Raw genomic sequence first — 26,104 nt, forward strand, 5'->3', positions numbered from 1 at the left:
ACAAATTGCAATTGAGGATTTGGTATTCTTTTAGACTAGATTATTCGTTAACGATAACCCATTCTCCGCTAGATAAAAGTGTTTCGGCTTTCTTGTATTTCATCGTTTCGGTTTTACCACTCATAATATGCTTTACAGTAACATTATCATTACGATTGATTTTTGGCATATCGCGAGTGATGGTTTCCGTAACCTGACGTTGTTGTGTTTGTCCAGCTTCGTGATTTTCAGCAGATGCTTGATCACTGTTTGGAATTTCATCTTTTGAAATCGTCAATTTTTCTTTCGGACGAACAACTTCTTTTGCTTCTTGAATTGCTGGAGCGGTTTGTTGTTGAGGCAAATCTCCTTTGAACAAGAATGAAACTACTTCTTTATTCACACCATTCAACATGTTGCTGAACAATTTAAACGCTTCGAATTTATAGATAAGCAATGGGTCTTTTTGCTCGTGAACCGCCAATTGAACAGACTGTTTCAATTCGTCCATCTTACGCAAGTGTTTTTTCCAAGCTTCATCAACAATGGCAAGCGTTATGTTCTTTTCGAAATCGGCAAGCAATTGTTTTCCTTCGGTTTCATAAGCTTTTTTCAAATCGGTAACCACATTCAAAGTCTTGATCCCGTCTGTAAAAGGAACTACTATTCTTTCAAATTGGTTGCCATCGTTTTCAAAAACATTTTTGATGATAGGGAAGGCTTCACGTGCACTTCTGGCTGTTTTTTCTGTATAATATTCTAATGTAGCTTTATATACTTTTCCAGCGATATCATTAACTGATAATTTGGTAAAATCACTTTCGGAAATTGGTGATGTAATCGAGAAATAACGGATCAATTCAAATTCGAAATTCTTGAAATCGTTTACTTCCTTGTTTGAAGATGCGATAAGTTCACAAGTATCATATATCATATTGGCGATATCCACTTTCAAACGTTCACCGTGCAAAGCGTGGCGACGACGTTTGTAAACTACCTCACGTTGAGCATTCATCACGTCATCATATTCCAAAAGACGCTTACGAACTCCAAAGTTGTTTTCTTCTACTTTTTTCTGTGCTCTTTCGATCGACTTGGTCATCATTGAATGCTGGATCACTTCTCCTTCTTTCAATCCCATTCTGTCCATCACTTTCGCTACTCTTTCTGAACCAAAAAGACGCATCAAGTTGTCTTCAAGCGAAACATAAAATTGAGAACTACCAACATCTCCTTGACGTCCCGCACGACCTCTCAACTGACGGTCTACACGACGAGAATCGTGACGTTCTGTACCAACGATTGCTAAACCACCTGCTGCTTTTACTTCTGGTGTCAATTTAATATCGGTACCACGACCAGCCATGTTTGTTGCAATCGTTACAACTCCTGGTTTTCCTGCTTCTTCAACAATTTGTGCTTCTTGCTTGTGCATTTTTGCATTCAAAACGTTGTGGGTTACACCTCTCATTTTAAGCATACGGCTTAATAATTCTGAGATTTCAACCGAAGTTGTACCAATCAAAACGGGTCTTCCTGCTGCAGAAAGTTGGGTTACATCTTCAATTACCGCGTTGAATTTTTCACGGGTAGTTTTGTAGATCAAATCTTCCTTGTCTTTTCTTGCCATCGGACGATTGGTTGGAATTTCAACAACGTCCAATTTGTATATTTCCCATAACTCGCCGGCTTCAGTAACTGCTGTTCCTGTCATACCGCCCAGTTTTTTGTACATTCTAAAGTAGTTCTGTAAAGTAACTGTTGCAAAAGTTTGCGTTGCAGCTTCAATTTTCACATTTTCTTTGGCTTCAATTGCTTGGTGCAAACCATCAGAATAACGACGACCGTCCATGATACGACCTGTTTGCTCATCAACAATCATGATTTTATTGTCCATGATTACATATTCAACATCTTTTTCAAACAATGAATACGCTTTAAGCAATTGAGTTAACGTATGGATTCTTTCGCTTTTGATGCTGAAATCTTGGAAAAGCTTTTCTTTTTCTTCCGCTTCAGCGTCTTTTTCTAATTTCAATTTTTCGATTCTGGCAATTTCAGTTCCGATATCTGGAAGAAGGAAGAAATCGCTATCGGTATCTCCCGAAAGGAATTTGATTCCGTTATCCGTCAATTCAACCTGATTGTTTTTTTCTTCGATTACAAAATACAACGCCTCATCAACCTTGTGCATTTCACGGTTGTTGTCCTGCATGTATTGGTTTTCTGTTTTCTGAAGCAATTGCTTGATTCCTTCTTCGCTTAAGAATTTAATCAATGCTTTATTTTTTGGTAAAGCCCTGTAAGCTCTCAATAATGTGAAACCACCATCTTTAGTATTTCCTTCCTTGATTAATTTTTTTGCTTCCGCTAAAAATCCATTGGCCAATTGTCTTTGAAGGCTTACTAAATTTTCAACTTTTGGTTTCAATTCGTTAAACTCGTGACGGTCTCCTTGCGGAACTGGTCCTGAAATGATCAATGGCGTTCTAGCATCATCAATCAAAACCGAATCGACCTCATCGACGATAGCATAGTTGTGTTTTCTTTGCACCAAATCGGCTGGCGAATGAGCCATATTATCTCTCAAATAATCGAAACCAAATTCGTTATTTGTTCCATAAGTAATGTCTGCTTCATAAGCTTTTCTTCTTGCATCAGAGTTGGGTTGGTGATTGTCTATACAATCAACTGTAATTCCGTGGAATTCAAAAAGAGGTGCTTTCCAAGTGCTATCACGTTTTGCTAGGTAATCATTCACGGTAACCAAATGCACTCCGTTTCCTGTCAAAGCATTCAAGTAAAGGGGCAAGGTTGCTACAAGTGTTTTTCCTTCACCTGTTTGCATCTCGGCTACTTTTCCTTGGTGCAACACCATACCACCAATCAACTGAACATCATAATGAATCATGTCCCAAGTGATTTCCTTTCCTGCAGCATTCCAAGAATTTGCCCAAACGGCATCGTCACCTTCAATAGTGATGTATCCTTTTGTAGCAGAAAGTTCAAGGTCTTTTGGAGTAGCTTTCACTCTGATTTGAGTATTTTCTTTAAATCTTCGAGCGGTTTCTTTAACAACGGCAAAAGCTTCTGGAAGTAAATCCATCAAGGTTTTTTCAGAAATATCGTAGGCTTCTTTATCCAAAGCATCAATTGAAGCATAAATATCTTCTCTTGCATCGATGTCTTGCGTTTTTTCGACCTCAAGTTTCAACGACTCAATTTTGTTGTCCTTTTCCAGTCGTGCTTGTTTGATTTTTTCTTTGAACTCAACTGTTTTTGCTCTTAAATCATCATTAGATAATGAAGCAAGGCTACTTTCGAACGCTTTGATTTTAGTTAAGTAAGGTTGTAAAGACTTTACGTCCTTTTCAGATTTGTCGCCTACAAAAGCTTTAAGTATGCTGTTTATGAAACTCATATTGATTTAGGAATTATGAATTACGATTTAGGAATCTTCTTTCGAGGATTCATTTACGTAGCAATTATTGTTATTTTTTGTCGTTTTAAACGTGTGCAAATTTAACCAAAAAAAAAGCCTCAATCGAGACTTTTTCATTGGTTTATTTTTTAATATTCATCCTCGTTCCAAAGATAATCTTCGTCGGTTGGATAATCAGGCCAAATTTCTTCCATTGATTCGTAAATCTCGCCTTCGTCTTCTATAGATTGTAGGTTTTCAACCACTTCAAGTGGAGCTCCCGCTCTAATAGCGTAGTCGATAAGTTCGTCTTTGGTTGCTGGCCACGGGGCATCGCTTAAATAGGATGCTAATTCTAATGTCCAATACATCTGCTATCGATTTTTAGTTTATGCAAAAATAAATTTTTTACTGAAATAGTCAAGTAAAATTTAAGTTATTTTCAGAAAGTTAAGAACGTGTTTGCAATATTTAGGGCTCAACAGCTGAAAACAGTGCATATTATACCTAAAAATTCACATAAGATTAACATAAAAGGGTTTAGACTATAATTTAGTCGGAATCCATTTTACTTCCTCTGCTTGAAGGTCAAAGGACAACTTCCGTGCCAAGACAAAAAGGTAGTCAGAAAGTCGGTTCAGGTACTTCATAACGTAGTCATCAGTAGCTTCTAGCTCGTTTAAATGTACGGCTAATCGTTCCGCTCGACGGCAAACACAACGTGCGATGTGACAATATGACACGGTTGTATGGCCGCCTGGTAAAACAAAATGCGTCATTTGAGGAAGACTATTTTCCATTTCATCAATTTCATTTTCAAGTAATTGAATGTCGCCTTCGATTATTTTTGGAATATTCAATCGTTGTTTTCCGTTTTTTAAAAGTTCTTTTTCGGGTGGAGTAGCCAATATGGCACCAACAGTAAAGAGCCTGTCTTGGATCTGAATCAAAATATCCTTATAATGAGTGTCCATTTCTTGGTCACGTATTAAACCGATATGGGAATTGAGTTCGTCAACGGTTCCATAACTTTCTATTCTTATATGATGTTTCGGAACCCTGTCGCCTCCAAAAAGTGCTGTTGTTCCTTTATCTCCTGTTTTAGTGTATACTTTCATAAAATTTGAGGTTGTTTTGCAAAGGTTGTAAGTTTTTTTAAATCTGACTTCATAACAATAATTTTATTTACTGGTAATTTAGCTAAAATTATACGTTTTAAAATACACATACTATTATAGCATTTAATTTAAAAGTTATATAATTTGTATATTTTAAGATAAAAAATGATAAAGTATTAAATTATTCATAAAAAATTAACTCAATTTAAGTAAATTGCTATCTTTGAAGTGAAATTATAAACATTAAAATCAAAAACTAATTATTATGAAAAAGATCAATTTATTATTAGGAGCGGCAGTTGTTGCCGTAAGTTTTACATCTTGTAAAAGCGAAGCAGAAAAAAATGCTGAAGTAACTTTTGACAAATATGAGAAATATGTAGATTCAGTTAACAATATTGCCGTAGCTGATGCACAAGCAAATTGGGAATCAATTGATGCAACTTATAACGAGCAAACTTCTAATGCAGAAGCGGCACTTGTAGATGCAGGAGATAAATCGAATGCTGAAAACAGAGTTGAAAAAGCAAAAGCAAAATATGCTGAATTGAAAGCAAAAATGGAAGCTGAAGCTGCAAAAGCAACAGAAGCATCTGCAAATAATCCGGCAAACAGAAAACAAGCATTAAGTTCTGCTTATTTTAAGGCTGGAAATATTGGAGAGAACATGGATTTTTCTTGGGTTAACAAAGATAATATCTTGACAGTTTACAATGATTTTTATAATGAATTTGAGAAAAACAAGGACACTTATTCAAGAGAAGATTTTGATTATATCAAGGCAATGTATGAAGCTTTGGATGCTCATAAAAATACAGTAGAGAAAGAAGGCTTGTCTTCGAAAGATAACAGAAAAATTGCAGAATTGAAATTCAAATTTGCCCCAAAATTCAAATGGGAAAGAATGGGTGCTAAGGCAGAAGAAAATGCTGATGCTAAAAAATAAGCATTCTTAATGTTTGAATGGAAAATGACTGTCAGAAATGGCAGTCATTTTTTTTATTTTAGTAATCCCCACAGGTTTTTAATTCCTAAAAAGTTGTCTAAAAAGAATGATTTTGAAGTTCTGACTATAAAATGTTCTTTGACTTGTTCTTTCCTAAAAAACACCAAACCCCATTGAAAGGTATCTATTGTGACGGTTACTTTTGGATGTTTTTTTATGATTTCCCAAGCTTCTTCCATTCCTTCTGACCAATGAATGTCGTCGAAAATCCAAACGGTTTCATTGGAAATTGTGGGTAATAATAGTTCGAAATAATTTAGAGTTGCTTCTTTGGAATGATTTCCGTCGAAGTAAATTAAGTTGTAGGTTGTAGGTTGTAAGTTGCATGTGTTGAAATGTTTCGAAAATTCCGTTACAATAGAATTTACATTGAAGTTGAATTTTTGAAATTGAAATTGAGCAACTTTTGCAGTTTCTTGGCAACCTTCTAAAGTAATGATTTCTGCAGAATTATTTACCGCTAGGGCAGAAGTGGCCAACCCCAAAGACGTTCCGATTTCTAAAACTTTTTCAGGTTGAAAATAATGGACAACTCTAAATAAAAGCTTTGCATCTTTAGGAGAAATCCCAGCATTTTCGGCAATCTTATTTATAGGTCGTGCATTAGATTTAAAAATCCTTGAACCGGCTCCAAAATCAGTAACTTCAATAGTGCTTTTATTTTGTAAAAACGAATTTCGATAGTCATCCAAAATCTTGTATTCTGCATAATCAGTCTTATCATAAAAACAGTTCCGAACCAAATCAAATACAAACGGCGAATGGACTCCGTGTGCGTTTGTGGAGTTCCAAAGGAATTTCAGATAGGATTTGAAAATATGTTGCATAATTATAAAGTCGTGCGAAGATACAAATAGAATTGCAACTAGAAAATTGCCACACCTGTCTGCCGAAAGGCAGAGATTTGGAGGATTTAAATGATTTTAAAATTTTACAGAAAAAAATCTGTGCTAATCTGTACAATCTGTGGCAAAAAAATACAAACTTTTAAAGCTATCTTTGCAACGTTGAAATTTGCACCAAAAGCAATTCCAATCAAATGATAATGAACGAAGAAATAGAAACACAAAATATACTTTCAGCTGAAGATATCAACCGCTGTATTTCCGTTTTAGAACAATTAAATGAAGATACTTCTCAAATTTTTGAAATTCCAAAAGACCAAAGAACGGCTTTAATAAAAGCTGCGGGAAAATTTTCCAGACCCGATCGTGATGAATTTTCCCGGAGAAAAAAAGATGCGAAAATTTTAGCGAAGCGAAAAGAGGAAAAAAAAGACAGAACTGCAAGAAAAGAAACCGGAATCCGTTCGGCTCGTGAGGCAAGTATCTTTGTAGCTCCAAAATTATTGGCATCAAATGAACTTCTCAACAAAGAAGCTTTGGAACTAAAAATCCCAAAAATATGTTACATCTGCAAAACGAAATTCACGAAAATGCACCATTTTTATGATACGATGTGTACGGATTGTGGCGATTTCAATTATGCCAAACGTTTTCAAACTGCTGATGTAAATGGTCAAATTGCCGTAATCACAGGTTCTCGTTTGAAAATTGGTTATCATATTACCTTGATGTTGTTGCGAGGTGGCGCGACTGTTATTGCAACTACGCGTTTTCCAGTAGATTCCGCTATTCGCTTTGCAAAAGAAGAAGATTTTCAAGAATGGGGACATCGTTTAAAAATTCATGGATTAGATTTGCGACACATTCCGAGCGTGGAGATTTTCTGTAATTTCATCGAACAAAAATACGGTCGATTGGATATTTTGATTAATAATGCTGCACAAACGGTAAGACGTCCGGCTGGTTTCTATACGCATTTGATGGAAAACGAAGAGCGACCTGTTTCATCGTTTCATCCAGATGTTCAAAGCTTGTTGAATGACCATTTGAACTGTCTCGAAGAATTGAAAGTACTGACCATCGGAGCTTCTTCCAACCAAAATATGCCGGTAACTTGGCACGGACCCGAACCTGGAATTGGTTTGAGGGCTTCCGCCAAATTATCGCAGATTCCGTATTCGTTTGACAATACTTTAGTTGCTCAAGAAGTTTTTCCAGAAGGAGAATTAGACGCAGATTTGCAACAAGTTGATTTAAGAAAAACCAACAGCTGGCGATTAAAATTAGGTCAGATTGAAACGACAGAAATGATTGAAGTGCAATTGGTGAATTCGGTAGCACCATTTGTTCTTTGCAACCGACTTTCGGAAGTGATGAAAAAAGATAATACAGGAAAAAAGCATATCATCAACGTTTCTGCAATGGAAGGCAAATTCTACCGAGATTTCAAGGAAGACCGCCATCCACATACCAATATGGCGAAAGCGGCTCTAAATATGTTGACCCACACTGCAGCAGGAACTTTAGCCAAAGACGGAATTTTCATGAACGCCGTTGACACAGGTTGGGTAACGGATGAAGATCCAGCAGAACTAGCAAAAAGAAAACAAGAAGAACAAGATTTTCAGCCGCCATTGGATATTGTGGATGGTGCAGCACGAGTAATGGATCCTTTATTTGACGGTATCAACACAGGAAAACATTGGTGCGGGAAATTCTTGAAGGATTATAATCCGATTGCTTGGTAGGTACTTTTTACAAAAAAAACCACAACTGAATTTAATTCAGTTGTGGTTTAATATTTCTCAACGTAACTTAATTGCTTAATGGTTCAAAAAATCTGTGAGAATCCGTGAAATCTGTGGCAAAAAATTAACCTTCCATTTTAGCACTCAACTCAAACCATCTTTCTTCCTTATCTTCCATCTTTTTAATAATTACTTGAAGCTCATTCGCTCTTTTCTCAATCTCTGCATCAGCGACTTTTCCTTCAGAAAATAACAACTCAATTTTAGATTTTTCAATCTCCAAATCCTTAATCTCACGCTCAATTTTCTGAAATTCTTTTTGCTCGTTAAAAGTCAAGTTCCCAGTAGGATTATTTTGCTTCCAAGCTTTTTTCTCGGTTTTATTGTCTTCCTTTTGTTGCACATCGGCACTGTCTTCATAAGCTCTGAAATCCGAATAATTCCCAGGGAAATTCTCAATCACACCATCGCCTCTAAATACAAAAAGCAAATCGACTATCTTATCCATAAAATATCTGTCGTGCGAAACCACCAACAAACATCCAGGATAATCCAATAAAAAGCTCTCCAAGACATTCAACGTCACGATGTCCAAATCATTCGTTGGCTCATCCAGAATCAAGAAATTCGGATTCTGAATCAAAACCGTACACAAATACAGTCGTTTCAATTCACCTCCGCTTAATTTCTCAACAAAATCATATTGCTTCTTGCTGTCAAAAAGAAAACGCTCCAGCAATTGCGAAGCCGAAATAATCTTCCCTTTCGTCAGCGGAATATATTCGCCGTATTCCTTAATAATATCAATCACACGCTGTCCCGGTTTCGGATTAATCCCGCTTTGGGTATAATAACCAATCTTGATCGTCTCTCCCACAACCACTTTTCCAGAATCCAACGGAATCGTTCCAGTCAATAAATTCAAGAAGGAAGATTTCCCCGTTCCATTCTTCCCGATAATCCCGATTCGTTCGCCACGCTGAAAATCAAAACTGAAATTATCCAAGATCACCTTATCGTCAAACTTCTTCGAAATCTTATGAAGCTCAATGATTTTACTACCCATTCGCTCCATATTGATTTCCAATTCGACTTTATTTTCCTTTCGTCGGCTTTCGGCTTTTTCCTTGATAACATAAAAATCATCCTGACGCGATTTCGATTTTGTCGTTCTCGCTTTTGGCTGTCTTCGCATCCACTCAAGCTCTTTCTTGAAAAGGTTCTGAGCCTTATCAACACTAGAATTTTCCGAAGCAATTCGTTCCTCTTTTTTTTCTAAATAATAAGAGTAATTCCCTTTATATTGGTATAATTTTCCGTTGTCCAGTTCAATGATTTCATTGCAAACACGCTCCAAAAAGAAACGGTCGTGCGTCACCATAAACAACGTAATATTTTCTTTTGCAAAATAACTTTCCAACCATTCAATCATCTCCAAATCCAAGTGATTCGTAGGCTCATCTAAAATCAGTAAGTCTGGTCGGTTAATCAAAATGATCGCCAGCGACAACCTTTTCTTCTGTCCACCCGAAAGATTTTTTACCTTCAATTTAAAATCCTCCAACTTCAATTTAAACAAAATCTGCTTAAACTGAGTTTCAAAATCCCAAGCATTATGTTGGTCCATTCGGTCAAAAGCCCTTTGGTAGGCCTCTTCATCTTCAGGATTTTCCAACGCTTTTTCATATTCCTGAATCACCTTCAGCGTCTCATTATCAGAAGCAAAAATACTCTCCTCAATCGTCAACTCTTCCTGCAACTTATTATCCTGCGACAAAAACGACATTTTGATGTCTTTCCTAACCACAACCTGCCCAGTATCCGATTCGTCCTCACCGTTGATAATCTTCATGATCGACGTCTTCCCCGAACCATTCTTGGCGATAAAAGCAATCTTCTGGTCCTTATTGATTCCAAACGAAATGTCTTTGAAAAGCGTTCTTTCGCCAAAAGATTTCGAGATATTTTCTACTGATAAATAATTCACTATGGTAATTTTTTTGCAAAAGTAAGCTTTTAGATTTGAAAACGTGTTGTCACAGTTTACAGTCGTTAAAAGTTTAATCAAAAAAAATCCATTCGTGAAGGCGAATGGATTTTACTATTTCAAACTCCGAGGAGTAAATTTTATAATTCAAATAAAAGCGTCAACGAAATATTGTTGTTTTTTTGGTTTATGGTTGCTGTGTCGATCATTCCTTGAGCGAAAAACGCCTGCTGGAAATCTCTTTTGGCAAACGTGTAGGACATGTCCAGTTTTACATCGCCAAAATTATAACCAAATCCTCCAGAATAACTAGTTAAATCGCCCATGGTAGTTCCATTTTTATATGGACTTTCTTCAAAACGGTAACCGGCTCTCAAGCTCCAAGCCTTGATTCTGTATTCGCCACCAATTCTAAATTCGTTTGTAGTATCCAAAAGATTCGAAAGTTGCGTATTTACATCTGTCGAATGTTTGAACTTGGTGTTGCTATAGTCTTTCAGGCTATAATCAAAACTCAATAATCCTTGAGTTCCGAAAACATACGCCAAACTCCCAGTCCATTTCCCAGGTGTATTCAGTCTGTAAGTTGGATAAATCACAACCAAATCAGGATCGGCATAAAAACTCGTAGTGTCGTCAAAACAATCAGCACAATCCACTAAAAGTGTTTGTCTTTGTTCGTCATTTAGCCTGTACCAAGTTGGGGATTCATAAGCCACACCTACACGAAATTCGTTGGTAATTTTTGCAATCGTACCCAATTGGAAGGAAAATCCAGTTCCGTAAGTGTACAATTCATTCGTAAATCGTGAAGCTTGAACACCAGTATTGGAGTCGTGGTTCGGAGAATCCAGATAATCTTCATAGAAACTTGTAGTTTGATTGAAATCAACAAAATGACTGTTCAAATTCAAACCAAAATAAAAGCGTTCGTCATATTCAGCAGCGGCATTAAAAGAGAGTTTGCCATTGTATCCAGTGGAAGAAATAAAGTTTTCTTGGTAAAAATTCCCAGTTCCGGTCAAAGCTGAAACATATTGATTGCCGCCGGGAACTGTTGGATTGATAAAGAAGCCTTCATATCCTAGATAGGCTTGCTGTCCTGCATAACTTAAACGTTCAAAATTATTGTTGGTTATGGTGCCTTCAGGAATTCCATTGGCATAGCTGATAAAATAATCGGCTACAGAATTTGTTGGGTTGATTCCTTGAGAGTAGATCCTGTTGTCGAAATCATTGCTGTTTTCATACGTAAGTGCCAAGGTCATTTTTTTCCATTTGCTTGTTTCAGCATAATCTCTAAACACCCAAACGGCACCCAATTGGTTCAAATCGAAAGAATTGTCCTTTTCGGAAGTAGTTGTGCCAAAATAATTGGAATTGTTTTTAGTGCTGTAATTGCTCAATGTAATAGCTACGGCATTATTGGCAAATACTGCAGAACCAGCTGGATTTACAGAAATTGCTGAAAAGTCGCCACCTAATGCTCCAAAAGCACCACCCATTGCTCTAAATCGGGCTGTACCGTTGAGGTTGGTTTGGCTGTATCGCAAGGCATCTGAAAATTCTTGGGCTTGTAGCGAACTTATTGAAAGCCCGATGATAAAAAGGGATAAAAATTTCTTCATTTCTTTTAATTTTTTGATTCAAAAAAATACCTATGCCATAACATTTCAGTCAAAACATAGGTAAATAAACTTTTAAGAACGGATTATCTTCTTCCTCCAGAAGATCTTCCTCCGCCACCTCCAGATGAACCACCGCTTCTTCCGCCACCCATGCTAGATCCAGATGAACGTGTTGGAGCAGGAGAGTAGCTTCTCGAAGGAGTTGATGTTCTTGTTGGAGCTGCATTAGAATTGTTGTTTCTTGATGGGGCTACATTTGAATTGTTTCTAGTTTCATTTCTCGTTGTATTGAAATTACTATTTCTAGTGGTATTTCTTGAGGAATTGAAGTTGCTGTTTCTGTTGCCGTTAGTTCGAGTTGTAAAAGTATTTCTAGATGTGCCATTTGCATTTCTTCTAACAGAAGTTCCATTGTTGTAGTTTCTTGCACCTCTTACAGAACTTTCAGAACGACCTAGATAATTTCTTCCTCCGTTGTTATAGTTGGATTGACCTCTTCGACCGTTGCTGTAGGCATAATTGTTATGGTAATATCCGTTATTCCATCCCCAATTGTTGCCATACCAGCCATTACCATACCATCCGTTCCAACCCCAAGCGTTTCCATACCATCCGCCCCAGCCCCAGCCCATTCCCCATCCAGGACCGTACCAGTTGTTCCAGCCAAATCCCCATCCAGGACCATACCATCCGGCATAGCCCCAGTTGTTCCATCCCCAATTGTTGTCGTAAACATTTACGGTAACATTTTGAGAATCGCTACCCCAACCTGCATAGCCATTGTTGTAGTCAGCTTCGTTTTGATAGTTTGAAGAATAGCTTTCAACATCGGTGAAAACTTCGGTAGAATCATTTTCAGGTTCTATTCGAGACTCGAAATAATTCTTGTATTCTTGGCTTGAAGCCGATGAAGCAACTTGATTTTCGTTATTTCTATTTGAACTTGTATATATACCGTCCCTGTCATAATAAGAAGTATTCTGATAAGAACCGCAAGACGTAACTAGAAGGCCAACCAATCCGATTAGTGAAAATACGGAAAATGATTTTCGTGAAATATAATTAGTTTTCATATCTGTGGGTATTTTTATTGTTGGACAATACAAAAATAGTTAGTTTTGCTGAACTATTTAGTTAAAATAAGTTAAACAATATTTGTGCCAAACTATTCAATATGGGGAAGAACTTAACAACACGATCAGAAGATTATTCAAAGTGGTATAACGAACTGGTTGTCAAGGCAGATTTAGCCGAAAATTCAGGTGTTAGAGGCTGTATGGTAATCAAGCCATATGGCTATGCAATTTGGGAAAAAATGCAGGCTGAACTTGACAGAATGTTCAAGGAAACAGGACATCAAAATGCCTATTTTCCGTTGTTCGTTCCCAAGAGTATGTTTGAGGCCGAAGAGAAGAATGCAGAAGGGTTTGCAAAGGAATGTGCCATCGTAACTCATTATAGATTAAAAAATGATCCTGATAAGCCAGGGAAATTAATGGTGGATCCAAATGCAAAATTGGAGGAGGAGCTTATTGTTCGTCCAACAAGTGAGGCTATTATTTGGTCTACTTATAAAGGGTGGGTTCAATCTTATAGAGATTTGCCTTTATTGATCAATCAATGGGCAAATGTTGTTCGTTGGGAAATGAGAACCAGGTTGTTCTTGAGAACGGCTGAATTTTTATGGCAAGAAGGCCATACGGCTCACGCTACAAAAGCAGAAGCAATTGCTGAATCAGAACAAATGATGAACGTGTATGCTGATTTCGTTCAGAATTTCATGGCAATTCCGGTTATAAAAGGATTAAAAACGGAAACTGAACGTTTTGCTGGAGCAGATGAAACCTATTGCATTGAAGCTTTGATGCAGGATGGAAAAGCCCTTCAAGCAGGAACTTCACATTTCTTGGGGCAGAATTTTGCAAAAGCATTTGATGTGAAATTTGCAACTGCCGAAGGAAAGCAGGAATACGTTTGGGGAACTTCTTGGGGAGTTTCAACACGTTTGATGGGGGCTTTGGTTATGACGCATTCCGATGATAACGGATTGGTTTTGCCTCCAAATTTAGCTCCAATTCAAATTGTAATTGTTCCAATCTATAAAACAGAGGAAGAATTCAAGGCAATTTCTGAAGTAGCCCATACATTGGTTACGCAATTCAAAAAACTAAGAATTTCTGTAAAATTCGATGATAGAACAACTCAAAAACCAGGATTCAAATTTGCTGAATGGGAATTGAAGGGTGTTCCAGTTCGAATTGCAGTTGGTCCAAAAGATTTGGAAAATGGAACTTTTGAGGTGGCTCGAAGAGATACTTTGACAAAAGAAGTGGTTTTAAAAGATGGAATCGTAAATTATGTGAGCGATTTATTGGAGAAAATCCAAGAAGATTTGTTCAACAAGGCTTTAAATTATAGAAACGAACATATTACGGAAGTAAACTCATTTGAGGAGTTTAAAGACGTTTTGGAAAATAAAACAGGCTTTATTTCAGCACATTGGGACGGAACTCCAGAAACAGAAGAGAAAATCAAGGATTTGACCAAAGCTACTATAAGATGCATTGCTTTGGATCGAGTAGAAGAGGCTGGAAGCTGTGTGTTTACTGGAAATCCTTCGAAAGGAAGAGTTCTTTTTGCGAAAGCATATTAAAAAAAATAAAAAAAGATAAAAAAATAGTAAGCAACTATTGCACGAATAAAAAATAGTTGTATTTTTGCATCCGCATTAGAGAAGCAAGGCCCGTTCGTCTATCGGTTAGGACGCATGGTTTTCATCCATGTAAGAGCGGTTCGATTCCGCTACGGGCTACTACTTTTTGCAGATATTGAAATATTGAAAATGGCCCGTTCGTCTATCGGTTAGGACGCATGGTTTTCATCCATGTAAGAGCGGTTCGATTCCGCTACGGGCTACAATAATCTATTTTAAATAGATGAAAACTTAGAAGAAAATGGTCCGTTCGTCTAGGGGTTAGGACTCCAGGATTTCATCCTGGTAACAGGGGTTCGATTCCCTTACGGACTACTAAAATTAGTTGTGAATAAGTTTTATAAAACAAGAATTGGTGTCTCGATTTTTGTTTTATTAGTTAAAACCAAAGTGATTGTTTTGCAATTGTGGGAGGTTTTTCTTTTTTAACTAGTATCTATAAATAATTATTACATCTAAAATTAAAAAGAAATGGCAAATCATAAGTCAGCATTAAAAAGAATCAGAAGTAACGAAAAAAGAAGAGTATTAAACAGATACCAGCATAAAACTACTCGTAATGCAATCAAAGCATTAAGATTAGCTACAGATAAAGCTGATGCTACTTCTAAATTATCTGCTGTTATTTCTATGGTTGACAAGTTAGCGAAGAAAAACATCATTCATGATAATAAAGCTTCTAACTTGAAATCAAAGTTAACAAAACACGTTGCTAAATTGTAATTGAATTACAACTTACCTTATAAATCAAAAAGCTCTCATTCGAGAGCTTTTTTTTATGTCTCTATTTTTTCTGAAATCAATTCAAGCATTTCCTTCGTGAGTGGTTTAGGCAGAAAATCTACAACCATAGAAAAATCTTTGGATTTCTTTATATCGTTCGGGTCTATTGAGGAGGATAACAAGATGATTTTAGTGGTGGCATATTGTTCTTGCAATTTAGTACTGAATTGTTCTAGGAATTCCCATCCGTCCATTACCGGCATATTCAAATCCAAAAGGATTAGAAGTGGTTGCTTTGAATTTGAATTTTCCTCTATCGTTTCAGGTTTTTCCAAGTATTTCATTGCTTCTTCGCCATTAACACAAGTTATGATTTGGGAAGCAAAATTGACCTTGGAGATTACCAGTTTTGACAATAACAACGCTATTGGGTCATCGTCTACACAGATTACTTTTTGGAGCATTAGTTTTCTTTCTTAAATTTTATAGTAAATTTGGTGCCTTTGTTTACTTCGCTTTCAACCGTGATTTCGCCTCCCATGCTTTCTATTTGGGATTTAACCAAATAAAGTCCCAATCCCTTGCTGTCGGGATAATTATGAAACCTTTGATATAATCCGAAAAGCTTTTCACTATACTTCTTTAAATCAATTCCAATTCCGTTGTCTTCAAAAACGAGTTCAGTGAAATGGGTTCGGTCAAAGATGGAAATTGTAATGGTCAGTTCTCTTTCAGTTGATTTGTATTTTATTGAATTTGTAAGTAGGTTCAGTAGGATGCTCTCAAAATAGGACTTATTGGAATAAATGGAAAGATTTTGGTCATTGTTCACTACTATTTTAGGATTGTTATTGTCTACTAAAATATTAATTTGTTCGATGACATTGTTGAAGGATTCTTCAACAGAAATGTTTTGTTTCTCTATCGACGGATTGTCTCTTATGATAACCACCCTTCCTAAATCGGAAATTGTTTCATTCAACAAATAGGTAGATTTTGAAAAACCGTCAATAATTAGTTTTAATTCTTCGTTTGGAATATCAATATCATTGGTTAATTTCAATAAGCCAATCAAATTTGACAAAGGTGCTCTCAAGTTATGAGAAGTGATGTAGGAAAACTGCCTTAAATCTTTATTGTTTTGCGTCAACTCATTAATAAGTTGCTCTTTTTCCTTCTCCTGTTTTCTTTGCTCGGTTACATCTCTTTGAATTGAAATCCAGTGGGTGTGTTCCTTTTCACTGTTAAAAACGGGAACCATTGAAAAGCGAACCCAATATTCTTCGTTGTTTTTCTTATGGCTGATGGTTTCAACTTCGCATTCCTGTTTGGCTTTTATAGAAGCTGTAAATTTTTGAAATTCAGCATCATTGGATTCTACTCCAATAAATGCTTTTAGGGATTTGCCTAAAACATCTTCGTAATCAAATCCTGACATCCGAGTAAACGCCTGATTAGTAAAGACTATTTTAGGAATTTCAAATTCTGAAATATCAGAATCGGTAATAACCACAGCGTCTTTTGTGTTTGTAATAACAGTTTCCAGAAGCTTTAGCCGTTCCTCTTCTTCCTTTTTCTTGGTAATATCCTGCATTGCCCCAATCATCCTTGTTGGTACTCCATGGTCGTCAATTACCAAAAAGCCTCTATCTAAAACATATTTATAAGAACCGTCTTTGCATTTAAACCGATATTCATCCTGCCATTTTTGGGTTTTTTGTTCCAAGAACGAATAAAGCTTAACCGACATCCGAATACTGTCTTCAGGATGAATCCTGTCAAACCACCATTTGGATGTGTTTTCTATATCTTCTTTGTTATAACCATAAACACCTTGGATTCCTTTGTTCCATGAAAATTCGTTGTCAACAATCTTCCAGTCCCAAACCGTGTCGCTGGTTGCTTTTGCTACAATATCATATCGTTCTTTTGCTTCTTGAATTTCGGCATTGACGATGTTTTGTTTTTCAATCCGATAAAAATTTCCTTTGTTGTTTTTTACAATAAAATATTTGAGTATCAGTCCGGTAGATAGTATGAAAATTAAATCGGTAATGATTAGATAGGTAAGCAGATTTTCTGAATCGTTATTTTTTTTAAACAAAACAATGCTTGCAATAGCAAAAACAGTAGATACAAAAATGAAGATATAGGTTATTTTGTCTGCTTTATTTTTCATTACCTCAAATATATGAAATTATAATTATCTTTTTAATTTTCCCTAAAAACTAATCCTAAAACCTAAATCATTAATTATATAGCAGTTATTAAAATGTTAACCCAATTATTTTCGTTTTTTATATCAAAATAAAGTGTACTTTTGCAACTTCTAAAAAAATCGAATGGAATCTATAAGAAACATTGCAATTATTGCCCACGTCGATCACGGTAAAACTACTTTGGTTGATAAAATTATGTACCACTGTCAACTTTTTCGTGACAACGAAAACACGGGAGACCTTATTCTTGACAATAACGATCTAGAGCGTGAAAGAGGTATTACCATTACTTCAAAGAACGTTTCAGTTCAATATAAAGGAACAAAAATCAACATTATCGATACTCCTGGTCACGCGGATTTCGGTGGAGAAGTAGAACGTGTATTGAACATGGCCGATGGTGTTTGCCTTTTGGTGGATGCTTTCGAAGGACCAATGCCACAAACGCGTTTCGTTTTGCAAAAAGCGATCGATTTAGGTTTGAAACCTTGTGTTGTAATCAATAAAGTAGATAAAGAAAACTGTACTCCGGAAGAAGTTCATGAAAAAGTTTTCGACTTGATGTTCGAACTTGGAGCGACTGAAGAGCAATTGGATTTCCCAACTGTTTATGGTTCTGCAAAAAACAACTGGATGTCTGACCACTGGGAAAACGTAACTGATAATGTTGAAGCATTATTAGATATGGTTATTGAAAATGTACCAGCTCCTAAAGTTTCAGAAGGAACACCACAAATGTTAATTACTTCTTTAGATTTCTCTGCATTTACAGGTCGTATTGCAATTGGTCGTTTAGAGAGAGGTGTTTTGAAAGAAGGTATGCCGATTTCTTTGGTAAAAAGAGATGGTTCAATAACAAAATCTAGAATTAAAGAATTACATACTTTTGAAGGCCTTGGTCGTAAAAAAGTAACTGAAGTAATTGCTGGAGATATTTGTGCTATTGTTGGTGTAGAAGGTTTTGAGATTGGTGACACAATTGCTGATCATGAAAACCCAGAAGGTTTGCAAACCATCGCCATCGATGAGCCAACAATGAGTATGTTGTTTACAATTAATGACTCTCCTTTCTTTGGAAAAGAGGGTAAATTTGTAACTTCTCGTCACATTAGAGAAAGACTTACGAAAGAATTAGAGAAAAACTTAGCAATGAAGCTAGGTGAAACTGATTCTGCCGATAAATTCATGGTTTTTGGTCGTGGAGTATTGCACTTGTCAGTTCTTATTGAAACAATGAGAAGAGAAGGATATGAGTTGCAAATTGGTCAACCACAAGTTATCATCAAAGAAATTGATGGTAAAAAATGTGAGCCAATTGAGGAATTGACAATTGATTTACCAGAAACACTTTCTGGAAGAGCGGTTGAGTTCGTTACGCTTCGAAAAGGAGAAATGTTGAGCATGGAAACAAAAGGAGAACGTATGATTATCAAATTCAACATTCCATCACGTGGAATCATTGGATTGCGTAACCAATTATTGACTGCTACAGCTGGTGAGGCTATTATGGCACATCGTTTTATCGGATATGAGCCTTTCAAAGGAGAAATTGCTGGACGAAACAAAGGTTCATTGATTTCTATGGAAAAAGGAAAAGCGATTCCATATTCTATCGATAAATTGCAGGATCGTGGTAAATTCTTCATTGAACCAAACTCTGATATTTATGAAGGTCAGGTAATTGGAGAAAACTCTCGTGCTGATGATATGTCAGTAAACGTAACAAAAGAGAAAAAGCAATCTAACGTTCGTTCTTCTGGAAACGATGAAAAAGCGAGAATCATCCCGCCAGTCATTTTCTCTCTTGAAGAAGCTTTAGAATACATTCAAAAAGATGAGTATGTAGAGGTTACACCAAAATCTATTCGTTTGAGAAAAATATATTTGACAGAAACCGATAGAAAAAGATTTAAAGTTTAATCAAAATATTGTCATCCTGAGCTTTGCGAAGGAACTAAAAGCCATTCTGAAAAGAGTGGCTTTTTTTATTTGAAGCTATTTCCTGCTTTTCATTTCAATCTTGTTCTTGAAAATGTTTTTTTCCAAGACACAAAAGGAGCTTCCTCTGGTCGCTCTTTTCGGTCAGGAAAAAATACATTTTCAAGAACAAGGATTTTCATTTCAATCAGGGCTAGGACACCCTGCATTCGAATCATGTTAAGTAATTACGAAGCGAATATTTCCAAATCAACAATAAAAAAAGCCCGAAGATAAACTCCGAGCTTCCATAAAAATATATAAAAGATTTATACTATAGTTTTCTTTTTAGCTGTAAAAACAAAATACAATCCAATCAATACAAAAGGAATACTCAACCATTGTCCTGTAGAAAGCAATCCGAGTTCTTCTTCAAAACCACCTTGGCTTTGCTTTACGAATTCAACTATAAATCGAACCGTGAACAGCATTACCAAGAACAACCCGAATAGAAATCCTTGTTTTTCCCTAACATCCGTTTTCCAATAGGCATAAAATAAAATAAGGAAAACAAAAACATAACCGAATGCTTCATATAATTGTGAAGGATGTCTAAACGGAATTTGCGATAAAATATCCGAAAATTGCGGATCATTCTGAATCATTTTATAGCCTTCTTTTTCAGTAGCAGCTTGCGTCAAATCCTGAACATCTTTTCTTTCCCAAAATTCTTCTTCACGAATAAACTTCACAGCATAAAATGCATCACCAGAAGTTTCGTGACCATAAATCTCTGAATTAAAAAAGTTTCCAAGTCTAACGAAAATGGCACCACTTGCAACAGGAACCACAATGCGATCTAAAATCCAAAGCATCGAACGTTTCATCACTTTTCTGCTGAAATAATACATGGCAATGATGATTGCAATTGCAGCTCCATGACTTGCTAATCCACTGAAACCGGTAAATTTAAATTCAGGTACAGTTCTTATCGGTAATAAAACACTTAAAGGATCTTGGAAAATAAGCTCAGACTGATAAAAGAAAACGTGACCCAAACGGGCTCCAACCAAAGTGGCTAGAATTGTCCAGATGAATAAAGAATCCAATTTTTCAACAGGTTCATTTTCTCTATCAAAAATCTTTTTGGTGATGTACCATCCTAAACCAAAGGCTACAACCCACATCAGGCTATAATATCGAATAATAAAAAAGCCTAAATCGATTCCTTCTGATGGATTCCAAACAATTCCTAATGTGTGTGTCATAGTTGCTTTATGAAGTTAATGGTGTGTAAAAATAAAGATTTGAGTTCAACTTTTTCAAAAAAAGCCGTTAATTAATGTTTGTGATTGCAGTTTTTTTGAGGAACGGGATCATAACCCGTTTTACCCCAAGGATGACAGCTCAAAATGCGTTTCGTTCCTAAATAGCCACCTTTAAACAATCCGTGAACTTGCAAAGCTTCCAACATATATTGAGAACAAGTAGGTTGAAATCTGCAAGCAGAGGGTAAAATAGGCGAAATCACCAATTGATAGAATCGGATTAAAAAGATAAAAGGAAAAAGAATTATTTTTTTAAGCATTCCTACAAATATAAAACCCAATTATTTAATTTTCACCACTGACCACTGCGACTGAAAACAGCAACTGTCCACTGATTACTGCACACTAAAACTAGTCCCATCTTTTCCGTCTTTCAACTGAATTCCCAAAGAAATCAACTGATCGCGAATTTGGTCAGACATTGCAAAATCCTTATTGGCTCTGGCGATATTTCGCATCTCAATCAGCATTTCAACAGTTCCTTTTAATTTTTCAGTAATAAACGCCACTCCATTTGAAGAAGCTTCGTTATTGATTCCTAGAACATCAAATAAGAAACTGGCAATTGTAGTTTTCAAAAGTTCTATGTCTTCTGCAGTCAATGTTTCTTTTCCATCATTTACAATATTGATAAAACGAGCACCTTCAAATAATTGTGCAATTAAAATCGGAGTATTAAAATCATCATCCATTGCATCATAACAACTTTTTCTCCAAGATGCAATATCTAATGAAGAAGTAGGGGATGCCTTTAACGATTCAATCAATTTATAGGATTCCAATAATCGGTTGCAACCTTTTTCGCTTGCCACCATGGCGTCATTGGAAATATCCAAAACACTTCTATAATGTGCTTGTAAAAAACAAAAACGAACGATGTTCGGACTGAAAGGCTTTTCAAAAAACGTATTGTCGCCCGAAACCAATTCCATCGGCAAGATATAATTTCCAGTCGATTTGCTCATTCTCAAGCCATTCATCGTCAGCATGTTGGTGTGCATCCAGTAATTTACAGGCGAAGTACCGTTGCAGGCTTTTCCTTGAGCAATTTCACATTCGTGGTGCGGAAATTTCAAATCCATTCCACCTCCATGAATGTCAAAGGTTTCGCCTAAATACTTGGTACTCATTGCGGTACATTCCAAATGCCAACCTGGAAAACCATCTCCCCAAGGCGAATTCCATCGCATGATATGAGCTGGAGAAGCACTTTTCCACAATGCAAAATCCTGTGGATTTTTCTTTTCGCTTTGTCCGTCAAGGTCTCTGGTGTTGGCCATGAGTTCTTCAATATTTCTATTGCTCAATTCGCCATAATTCAAGCCTTTCTCGTTATAAGCCATCACATCAAAATAAACCGAACCATTGCTTTCATAAGCAAAACCAAGGTCGATTAATTTTTGTGTAAGCTCGATCTGTTCAATAATATGTCCTGTAGCAGTAGGTTCAATCGTTGGAGGAAGAAAATTAAAATTGTCCAAAACCTTATGAAAATCAACCGAATATTTCTGAACGATTTCCATGGGTTCCAGTTTTTCTAATTTGGATTGCTTTACAAAACGGTCGTTTTCAACATCACCATCATCGGTCAAATGGCCTGCATCGGTAATATTTCGCACATAACGAACCTTGTATCCAATATGAATCAAATACCTGTAAATCACATCAAAAGACATAAAAGTCCTTACATTTCCCAAATGCACATTGCTGTAAACTGTTGGCCCACAAACATACATTCCAATCGCTCCTTCATGGATGGGTCTAAACGTTTCCTTTTCTCCCGAAAGGGAATTATAAATCTTCAACGGATGATTTTTATATACTGGCATATTTATTTTTTTAGGAGCTAATCCTGCTATCCGTTGCAATCTTTTATTTTTTTAAAGAAAAAAAATAAAAGGATTTCCACTTCTATCAGGGCTAGGGGTATCTGCAATAAAGGAAATTTTGTTTTTAGAATTTCGTTTCCAACTTTATATAATCCAAAAATTCTCTTCTGGTAGATTCGTCTTTAAATTTACCACAAAATTCAGAAGTTACCGTACTACTTTCAATATCACGGATACCTCTTGAATTAACACATAAATGTTTTGCATCAATCACACAGGCAACATCTTCAGTGCCTAAAACTTTTTGCAATTCCTGAACAATCTGCATCGTCAAACGTTCCTGCACCTGAGGTCTTTTGGCAAAATAATCTACAATTCGGTTCATTTTAGATAATCCAACAACTCTTCCGCTCGAAATATAAGCGATATGAGCCCTTCCAATAATAGGCAACAAATGATGTTCACAGGTAGAATAAAGCGTGATGTTTTTTTCCACCAGCATTTCACCATACTTATAATTATTGTCAAATGTTGAAGCACTTGGCTTTTTTGCTGGATTCAAGCCTCCAAAAATTTCCTTGACAAACATTTTGGCGACACGGTTTGGTGTTCCTTTCATGCTGTCGTCTGTTAAGTCCATTCCAAGTGTAAGTAGGATATTTTGAACGTCTTTTTTTATTAATTCAATTTTTTGGTCGTCCGTAAGTTCGAAAGCATCATCTCTGATAGGATTTTTCGCACTGGTAGCTATATGATTGTTTCCAATTTCGTCTTGAAAATCTTCGCTGTTTGTCATTAAAAGTAGATATTATATTAGGTGTAAACACTAAAGGCACAAAGATAAATAATAAAATTCAAAGTAATTCCATAGCTGTTAATTTTTCAAATAATTTAAACTTAGTCATAATTATATGTTATTTTTACGTAAATTTCGCTGCCTAAAAATTTTAAAAATGAAAAATAAATATCTAATAATTGTCTGCTTATTCCTAGTGAGTAGCTTTGGTCTATTTGCCCAGCAAGCGCCAATTGCGGAAGTGGTTATTCCTGAGCCTGAAGTAGTTTGTATGCCTGGGGATTGTGTAACTTTATCGGCAGAATATTTTAAAATTAAGCCGACAAATACCTATACGGTGGAACCAATAATTCCTCAAAATTTGTTTTCTTTTACAGGAGGTACTGTTTTGGATGTTACGGGTGATGATACTTGGTCGCCAATTTTTAATTTGCCATTCAAATTCTGTTTTTATGGAGAAACATACGATAAAGTGTTAGTTGGACCAAATGGTCTTATTACCTTTACAACGAATGGGTCTTATCCAAATGGGTCTCCTGGAGGAGGAACAGGTTACGTATTAGGTACTCCTATTCCTAATACGGGGCCTAATCCACCCAAAAATGCTATCTATGGAGTTGGTCAAGATACTGATTTACGTATTTTTGGAAATGGTGGTGGGCAAATCACAAATCCATTAATCCAAAATGTTAATTATTATGTAGGAGGCGTGGAGCCTAACAGGTTTTTTGTTGCAAATTTTAATAGATTGCCCTTATACGATATTAATTCATGTCCTGGTAGTTTAGGGGCAACAGTTAATGAGGATGTTAATTTGCAAACATCTCAGATTGTGATTTATGAGACTACCAACATTATTGATGTGCAAGTTAGAAAGCGTACAGCATGTACCAATTTTAACGGAGGACATGGTGTGATTGGTATTCAAAATGCAACTGGCACAGCTGCAGTTACTCCTCCTGGTAGAAATATGGGAAGTTGGTCAGCATCTAATGAGGCTTGGCGTTTTATTCCTGCTAGTGCTGATCCGAATCCGCCTTTGGTTACTTTGGAATGGTTTAATGGGGCAGGTACTCTAATTGGTACAGGAGATTCTGTGCAAGTCTGTCCAACTGGAAATGAAACCTTTACTGTTGAAGCAACTTATTTTAGATGTGGGAGTACAGAAAAAGTGGTTGTTGATGATGAATACGAAGTTATTATCGCTCCGGATTTACCTGTGTTAGATCCACTTGATTTAGCTTTGTGTACTTCAGATCCTGCTCCTTATGTTTTTCCAACAATCAACCAAGATACTTATATACTAGATGGTGCATCTGAGTTTGATTACGAAATTTATTATTTCAGACAAGAAAATATGGCGGCTGCTTACAACAAGCAAACCTCTCAAGCATTAAGTACTGCCCAACAAACTAATTTTTCAGTTCCAAATAGTGATCCATATACCATTTATGTTTTAATCATTGATACTATGGGTTCTGATTGTCATAATGTTAGACCTTTTACGCTTCAAGGAGGAAATCCTTCAGGCGATTTTTCTTATCCTGATGATGGTGGCGATCCAGGATATTGCATATCTGGTGTCTCTGTAACTCCAATCTTAAATGATTTAACTGCAGGAGGAGTCTATACAATCGCTCCAACAACTGGTTTAACTATAGATCCTGATACGGGAGTTCTTGATTTAGCAGGTTCTACACCTGGAACCTACACAGTAACTTATACCATTCCAGAAGTTCCAGGCTCATGCCCTGAATGGAGTGCTCCTCCGGTTACGGTTTTAATTGAAGGTTGCGTTAGTACCACTCCTGTAGCTCCTGGTCCAGTTTGTCAAGGAACGCCAACATTTAATTTAGCTACTTCTGACGCAGGTGCTGGAGCTACTTATACTTGGAAAGACAGTAGCGGAACGGTAATATCAAACGTTCAAAATCCAACGGGAGTGCCAGTGCCTTCAGGTTTTGGAGATTTTCCTTATACGGTTTTTGCCACTAATAATGGTGTAGATTCTGCAGTTGAAAGTGTAATTTTAACAGTACATCCAACTCCAATTGCAGAGTTTGTCGGAACTGCTACGACTATTTGCAGTAATAATTTTACTTATTTAACACTGACAGGAACGCCAGGCGCCACTGTTGAAATTAATGATGGTTCAGGAAATAGCAATGTAATTTTAGATGCAACAGGTAATGGGCAATACACAACAGGTGTATTAACAGCTGAAACTACTTACACTATAATAAATGCAACAAGTAATACAATTCCAGTTTGTAGCAATGCGATAGCATCTGGAACTCCAAATTCAGTTGCGGTTGTTTCCGTAGGTCTTCCAACAGCTACCATGGTTGGATTTACCAATCCAATAATCTGTTCTGGGACAGCCGGAAGCTTCACGATACAAGGGACACCTGAAGCTACGGTAACTTATACAGTTAATGGAGGAAATCCCCAAGATGTGTTATTGCCAACTTCTGGACAATTATTGGTTAATACACCCATTCAAAATGCAAGCCCTACGACAGTTTATACCTATGAGCTTACAAATATTGTGAGTGGAGGGACAGACCCATGTCCAAATGACATCAGTGGAACAGGCGAAACGGCAACCCTAACGGTAAATGCCTTGCCAACGGCAACCTTCAGCACAACAACGCCAACAGTTTGCCAAAACACACCTGCCACGATCCAGTTTACAGGAACGCCAAATGCTATCGTTACTTATAACTATGGAACAGGAGATTTGTCTGTAACCTTGGATGCTTCAGGAAGCTATGTCCTGACAACAGACAACCTTCCAGATCCGCAACAGAGCTATACCTTCACCTTGGTATCTGTGGAGGAGACATC

At 36.6% G+C, this 26,104-nt stretch carries 19 protein-coding genes and 3 tRNA genes; 9 read left to right on the forward strand and 13 right to left on the reverse strand.

Going from position 1 to position 26,104, the window contains the following annotated elements; translation table 11 throughout:
• Positions 1–40: 40 nt before the first annotated feature.
• The 3 genes from secA to J2X31_RS11500 form a co-directional block, all read right to left on the reverse strand.
• Positions 41–3,400: a preprotein translocase subunit SecA gene (gene secA / locus J2X31_RS11490; protein WP_310026869.1), complete on the reverse strand. Its 3,360-nt coding sequence runs from the start codon at positions 3,398–3,400 to the stop codon at positions 41–43.
• 149 nt (positions 3,401–3,549) lie between these two features.
• Positions 3,550–3,771 carry a DUF2795 domain-containing protein gene (locus J2X31_RS11495; RefSeq protein WP_022828503.1) on the reverse strand — a complete coding sequence of 74 codons (222 nt, stop codon included), beginning with the start codon at positions 3,769–3,771 and terminating at the stop codon, positions 3,550–3,552.
• A gap of 174 nt (positions 3,772–3,945) precedes the next feature.
• The gene (locus J2X31_RS11500; RefSeq protein WP_310026870.1) at positions 3,946–4,518 is read right to left on the reverse strand and encodes a cob(I)yrinic acid a,c-diamide adenosyltransferase; all 573 of its coding nucleotides are present in this window, start codon (positions 4,516–4,518) and stop codon (positions 3,946–3,948) included.
• A 265-nt stretch (positions 4,519–4,783) separates the two neighbouring features.
• On the opposite strand from J2X31_RS11500, the gene J2X31_RS11505 reads away from it, so the two are divergent.
• Complete coding sequence (locus J2X31_RS11505) at positions 4,784–5,464, forward strand: hypothetical protein (RefSeq protein ID WP_310026871.1); 681 nt, start codon at positions 4,784–4,786, stop codon at positions 5,462–5,464.
• A 53-nt stretch (positions 5,465–5,517) separates the two neighbouring features.
• On the opposite strand, the gene J2X31_RS11510 is transcribed toward J2X31_RS11505, so the two are convergent.
• Positions 5,518–6,351, reverse strand: coding sequence for an O-methyltransferase (locus tag J2X31_RS11510; protein ID WP_310026872.1), 834 nt, complete (start codon positions 6,349–6,351; stop codon positions 5,518–5,520).
• A gap of 212 nt (positions 6,352–6,563) precedes the next feature.
• On the opposite strand from J2X31_RS11510, the gene J2X31_RS11515 reads away from it, so the two are divergent.
• Positions 6,564–8,117 (forward strand): SDR family NAD(P)-dependent oxidoreductase, encoded by a 1,554-nt coding sequence (locus J2X31_RS11515; protein ID WP_374725221.1) that lies wholly within the window; start codon positions 6,564–6,566, stop codon positions 8,115–8,117.
• A 124-nt stretch (positions 8,118–8,241) separates the two neighbouring features.
• Here the strand turns inward: J2X31_RS11515 and J2X31_RS11520 are convergent, their stop codons facing one another.
• From J2X31_RS11520 to J2X31_RS11530, 3 genes are all read right to left on the reverse strand, one after another.
• Positions 8,242–10,104 (reverse strand): ABC-F family ATP-binding cassette domain-containing protein, encoded by a 1,863-nt coding sequence (locus J2X31_RS11520; protein WP_310026877.1) that lies wholly within the window; start codon positions 10,102–10,104, stop codon positions 8,242–8,244.
• Between the two features lie 140 nt (positions 10,105–10,244).
• Positions 10,245–11,732, reverse strand: coding sequence for an OmpP1/FadL family transporter (locus tag J2X31_RS11525; RefSeq protein ID WP_310026878.1), 1,488 nt, complete (start codon positions 11,730–11,732; stop codon positions 10,245–10,247).
• 83 nt (positions 11,733–11,815) lie between these two features.
• A complete protein-coding gene (locus J2X31_RS11530) occupies positions 11,816–12,805 on the reverse strand; it encodes a hypothetical protein (RefSeq protein WP_310026880.1) in 990 nt (329 codons plus the stop codon).
• A 101-nt stretch (positions 12,806–12,906) separates the two neighbouring features.
• Here J2X31_RS11530 and proS point away from each other — a divergent pair, with 101 nt between their 5' ends.
• From proS to rpsT, 5 genes are all read left to right on the forward strand, one after another.
• On the forward strand, positions 12,907–14,385 hold the full coding sequence (gene proS / locus J2X31_RS11535; protein WP_310026882.1) for a proline--tRNA ligase: 1,479 nt from the start codon (positions 12,907–12,909) through the stop codon (positions 14,383–14,385).
• A gap of 87 nt (positions 14,386–14,472) precedes the next feature.
• A tRNA-Glu gene (locus tag J2X31_RS11540) sits at positions 14,473–14,544 on the forward strand.
• A gap of 32 nt (positions 14,545–14,576) precedes the next feature.
• Positions 14,577–14,648: transfer RNA gene (locus tag J2X31_RS11545), tRNA-Glu, on the forward strand.
• 40 nt (positions 14,649–14,688) lie between these two features.
• Positions 14,689–14,760 (forward strand) — tRNA-Glu (locus J2X31_RS11550).
• Between the two features lie 156 nt (positions 14,761–14,916).
• A complete protein-coding gene (gene rpsT, locus J2X31_RS11555; protein ID WP_310026883.1) occupies positions 14,917–15,168 on the forward strand; it encodes a 30S ribosomal protein S20 in 252 nt (83 codons plus the stop codon).
• Between the two features lie 53 nt (positions 15,169–15,221).
• Here the strand turns inward: rpsT and J2X31_RS11560 are convergent, their stop codons facing one another.
• Positions 15,222–15,632: a response regulator gene (locus tag J2X31_RS11560; protein WP_310026885.1), complete on the reverse strand. Its 411-nt coding sequence runs from the start codon at positions 15,630–15,632 to the stop codon at positions 15,222–15,224.
• Positions 15,632–17,347, reverse strand: coding sequence for a PAS domain-containing protein (locus tag J2X31_RS11565; protein ID WP_310026886.1), 1,716 nt, complete (start codon positions 17,345–17,347; stop codon positions 15,632–15,634). Before J2X31_RS11565 ends, J2X31_RS11560 begins: the two co-directional genes overlap by 1 nt.
• A 163-nt stretch (positions 17,348–17,510) precedes the next feature.
• On the opposite strand from J2X31_RS11565, the gene typA reads away from it, so the two are divergent.
• On the forward strand, positions 17,511–19,307 hold the full coding sequence (gene typA / locus J2X31_RS11570; protein ID WP_310026887.1) for a translational GTPase TypA: 1,797 nt from the start codon (positions 17,511–17,513) through the stop codon (positions 19,305–19,307).
• A gap of 326 nt (positions 19,308–19,633) precedes the next feature.
• Here the strand turns inward: typA and lgt are convergent, their stop codons facing one another.
• The 4 genes from lgt to folE form a co-directional block, all read right to left on the reverse strand.
• Positions 19,634–20,572 (reverse strand): prolipoprotein diacylglyceryl transferase, encoded by a 939-nt coding sequence (gene lgt, locus J2X31_RS11575; protein ID WP_310026889.1) that lies wholly within the window; start codon positions 20,570–20,572, stop codon positions 19,634–19,636.
• 71 nt (positions 20,573–20,643) lie between these two features.
• Complete coding sequence (gene yidD / locus J2X31_RS11580; RefSeq protein ID WP_310026890.1) at positions 20,644–20,892, reverse strand: membrane protein insertion efficiency factor YidD; 249 nt, start codon at positions 20,890–20,892, stop codon at positions 20,644–20,646.
• A 75-nt stretch (positions 20,893–20,967) separates the two neighbouring features.
• A complete protein-coding gene (gene cysS / locus J2X31_RS11585; protein ID WP_310026892.1) occupies positions 20,968–22,461 on the reverse strand; it encodes a cysteine--tRNA ligase in 1,494 nt (497 codons plus the stop codon).
• 124 nt (positions 22,462–22,585) lie between these two features.
• Complete coding sequence (gene folE / locus J2X31_RS11590; protein ID WP_310026895.1) at positions 22,586–23,257, reverse strand: GTP cyclohydrolase I FolE; 672 nt, start codon at positions 23,255–23,257, stop codon at positions 22,586–22,588.
• Positions 23,258–23,414: 157 nt separating this feature from the next.
• Here folE and J2X31_RS11595 point away from each other — a divergent pair.
• The coding region (locus J2X31_RS11595) for an NIDO-like domain-containing protein (RefSeq protein WP_510184079.1) at positions 23,415–26,104 on the forward strand (2,690 nt) is incomplete at its 3' end.

It is taken from the genome of Flavobacterium arsenatis (genome assembly GCF_031456785.1).
In the GTDB taxonomy this organism is placed as follows: Bacteria; Bacteroidota; Bacteroidia; order Flavobacteriales; family Flavobacteriaceae; genus Flavobacterium; species Flavobacterium arsenatis.

Excerpts from the sequence above, each read along its gene's own strand:
- proS (WP_310026882.1), top strand. The coding sequence starts at position 12,907 with ATGGGGAAGAACTTAACAACACGATCAGAAGATTATTCAAAGTGGTAT.
- J2X31_RS11505 (WP_310026871.1), top strand. The coding sequence starts at position 4,784 with ATGAAAAAGATCAATTTATTATTAGGAGCGGCAGTTGTTGCCGTAAGT.
- J2X31_RS11525 (WP_310026878.1), bottom strand. The coding sequence starts at position 11,732 with ATGAAGAAATTTTTATCCCTTTTTATCATCGGGCTTTCAATAAGTTCG.
- J2X31_RS11495 (WP_022828503.1), bottom strand. The coding sequence starts at position 3,771 with ATGTATTGGACATTAGAATTAGCATCCTATTTAAGCGATGCCCCGTGG.
- lgt (WP_310026889.1), bottom strand. The coding sequence starts at position 20,572 with ATGACACACACATTAGGAATTGTTTGGAATCCATCAGAAGGAATCGAT.
- J2X31_RS11565 (WP_310026886.1), bottom strand. The coding sequence starts at position 17,347 with ATGAAAAATAAAGCAGACAAAATAACCTATATCTTCATTTTTGTATCT.
- cysS (WP_310026892.1), bottom strand. The coding sequence starts at position 22,461 with ATGCCAGTATATAAAAATCATCCGTTGAAGATTTATAATTCCCTTTCG.
- yidD (WP_310026890.1), bottom strand. The coding sequence starts at position 20,892 with ATGCTTAAAAAAATAATTCTTTTTCCTTTTATCTTTTTAATCCGATTC.
- J2X31_RS11530 (WP_310026880.1), bottom strand. The coding sequence starts at position 12,805 with ATGAAAACTAATTATATTTCACGAAAATCATTTTCCGTATTTTCACTA.
- J2X31_RS11510 (WP_310026872.1), bottom strand. The coding sequence starts at position 6,351 with ATGCAACATATTTTCAAATCCTATCTGAAATTCCTTTGGAACTCCACA.
- typA (WP_310026887.1), top strand. The coding sequence starts at position 17,511 with ATGGAATCTATAAGAAACATTGCAATTATTGCCCACGTCGATCACGGT.
- secA (WP_310026869.1), bottom strand. The coding sequence starts at position 3,400 with ATGAGTTTCATAAACAGCATACTTAAAGCTTTTGTAGGCGACAAATCT.
- rpsT (WP_310026883.1), top strand. The coding sequence starts at position 14,917 with ATGGCAAATCATAAGTCAGCATTAAAAAGAATCAGAAGTAACGAAAAA.
- folE (WP_310026895.1), bottom strand. The coding sequence starts at position 23,257 with ATGACAAACAGCGAAGATTTTCAAGACGAAATTGGAAACAATCATATA.
- J2X31_RS11500 (WP_310026870.1), bottom strand. The coding sequence starts at position 4,518 with ATGAAAGTATACACTAAAACAGGAGATAAAGGAACAACAGCACTTTTT.
- J2X31_RS11515 (WP_374725221.1), top strand. The coding sequence starts at position 6,564 with ATGATAATGAACGAAGAAATAGAAACACAAAATATACTTTCAGCTGAA.
- J2X31_RS11560 (WP_310026885.1), bottom strand. The coding sequence starts at position 15,632 with ATGCTCCAAAAAGTAATCTGTGTAGACGATGACCCAATAGCGTTGTTA.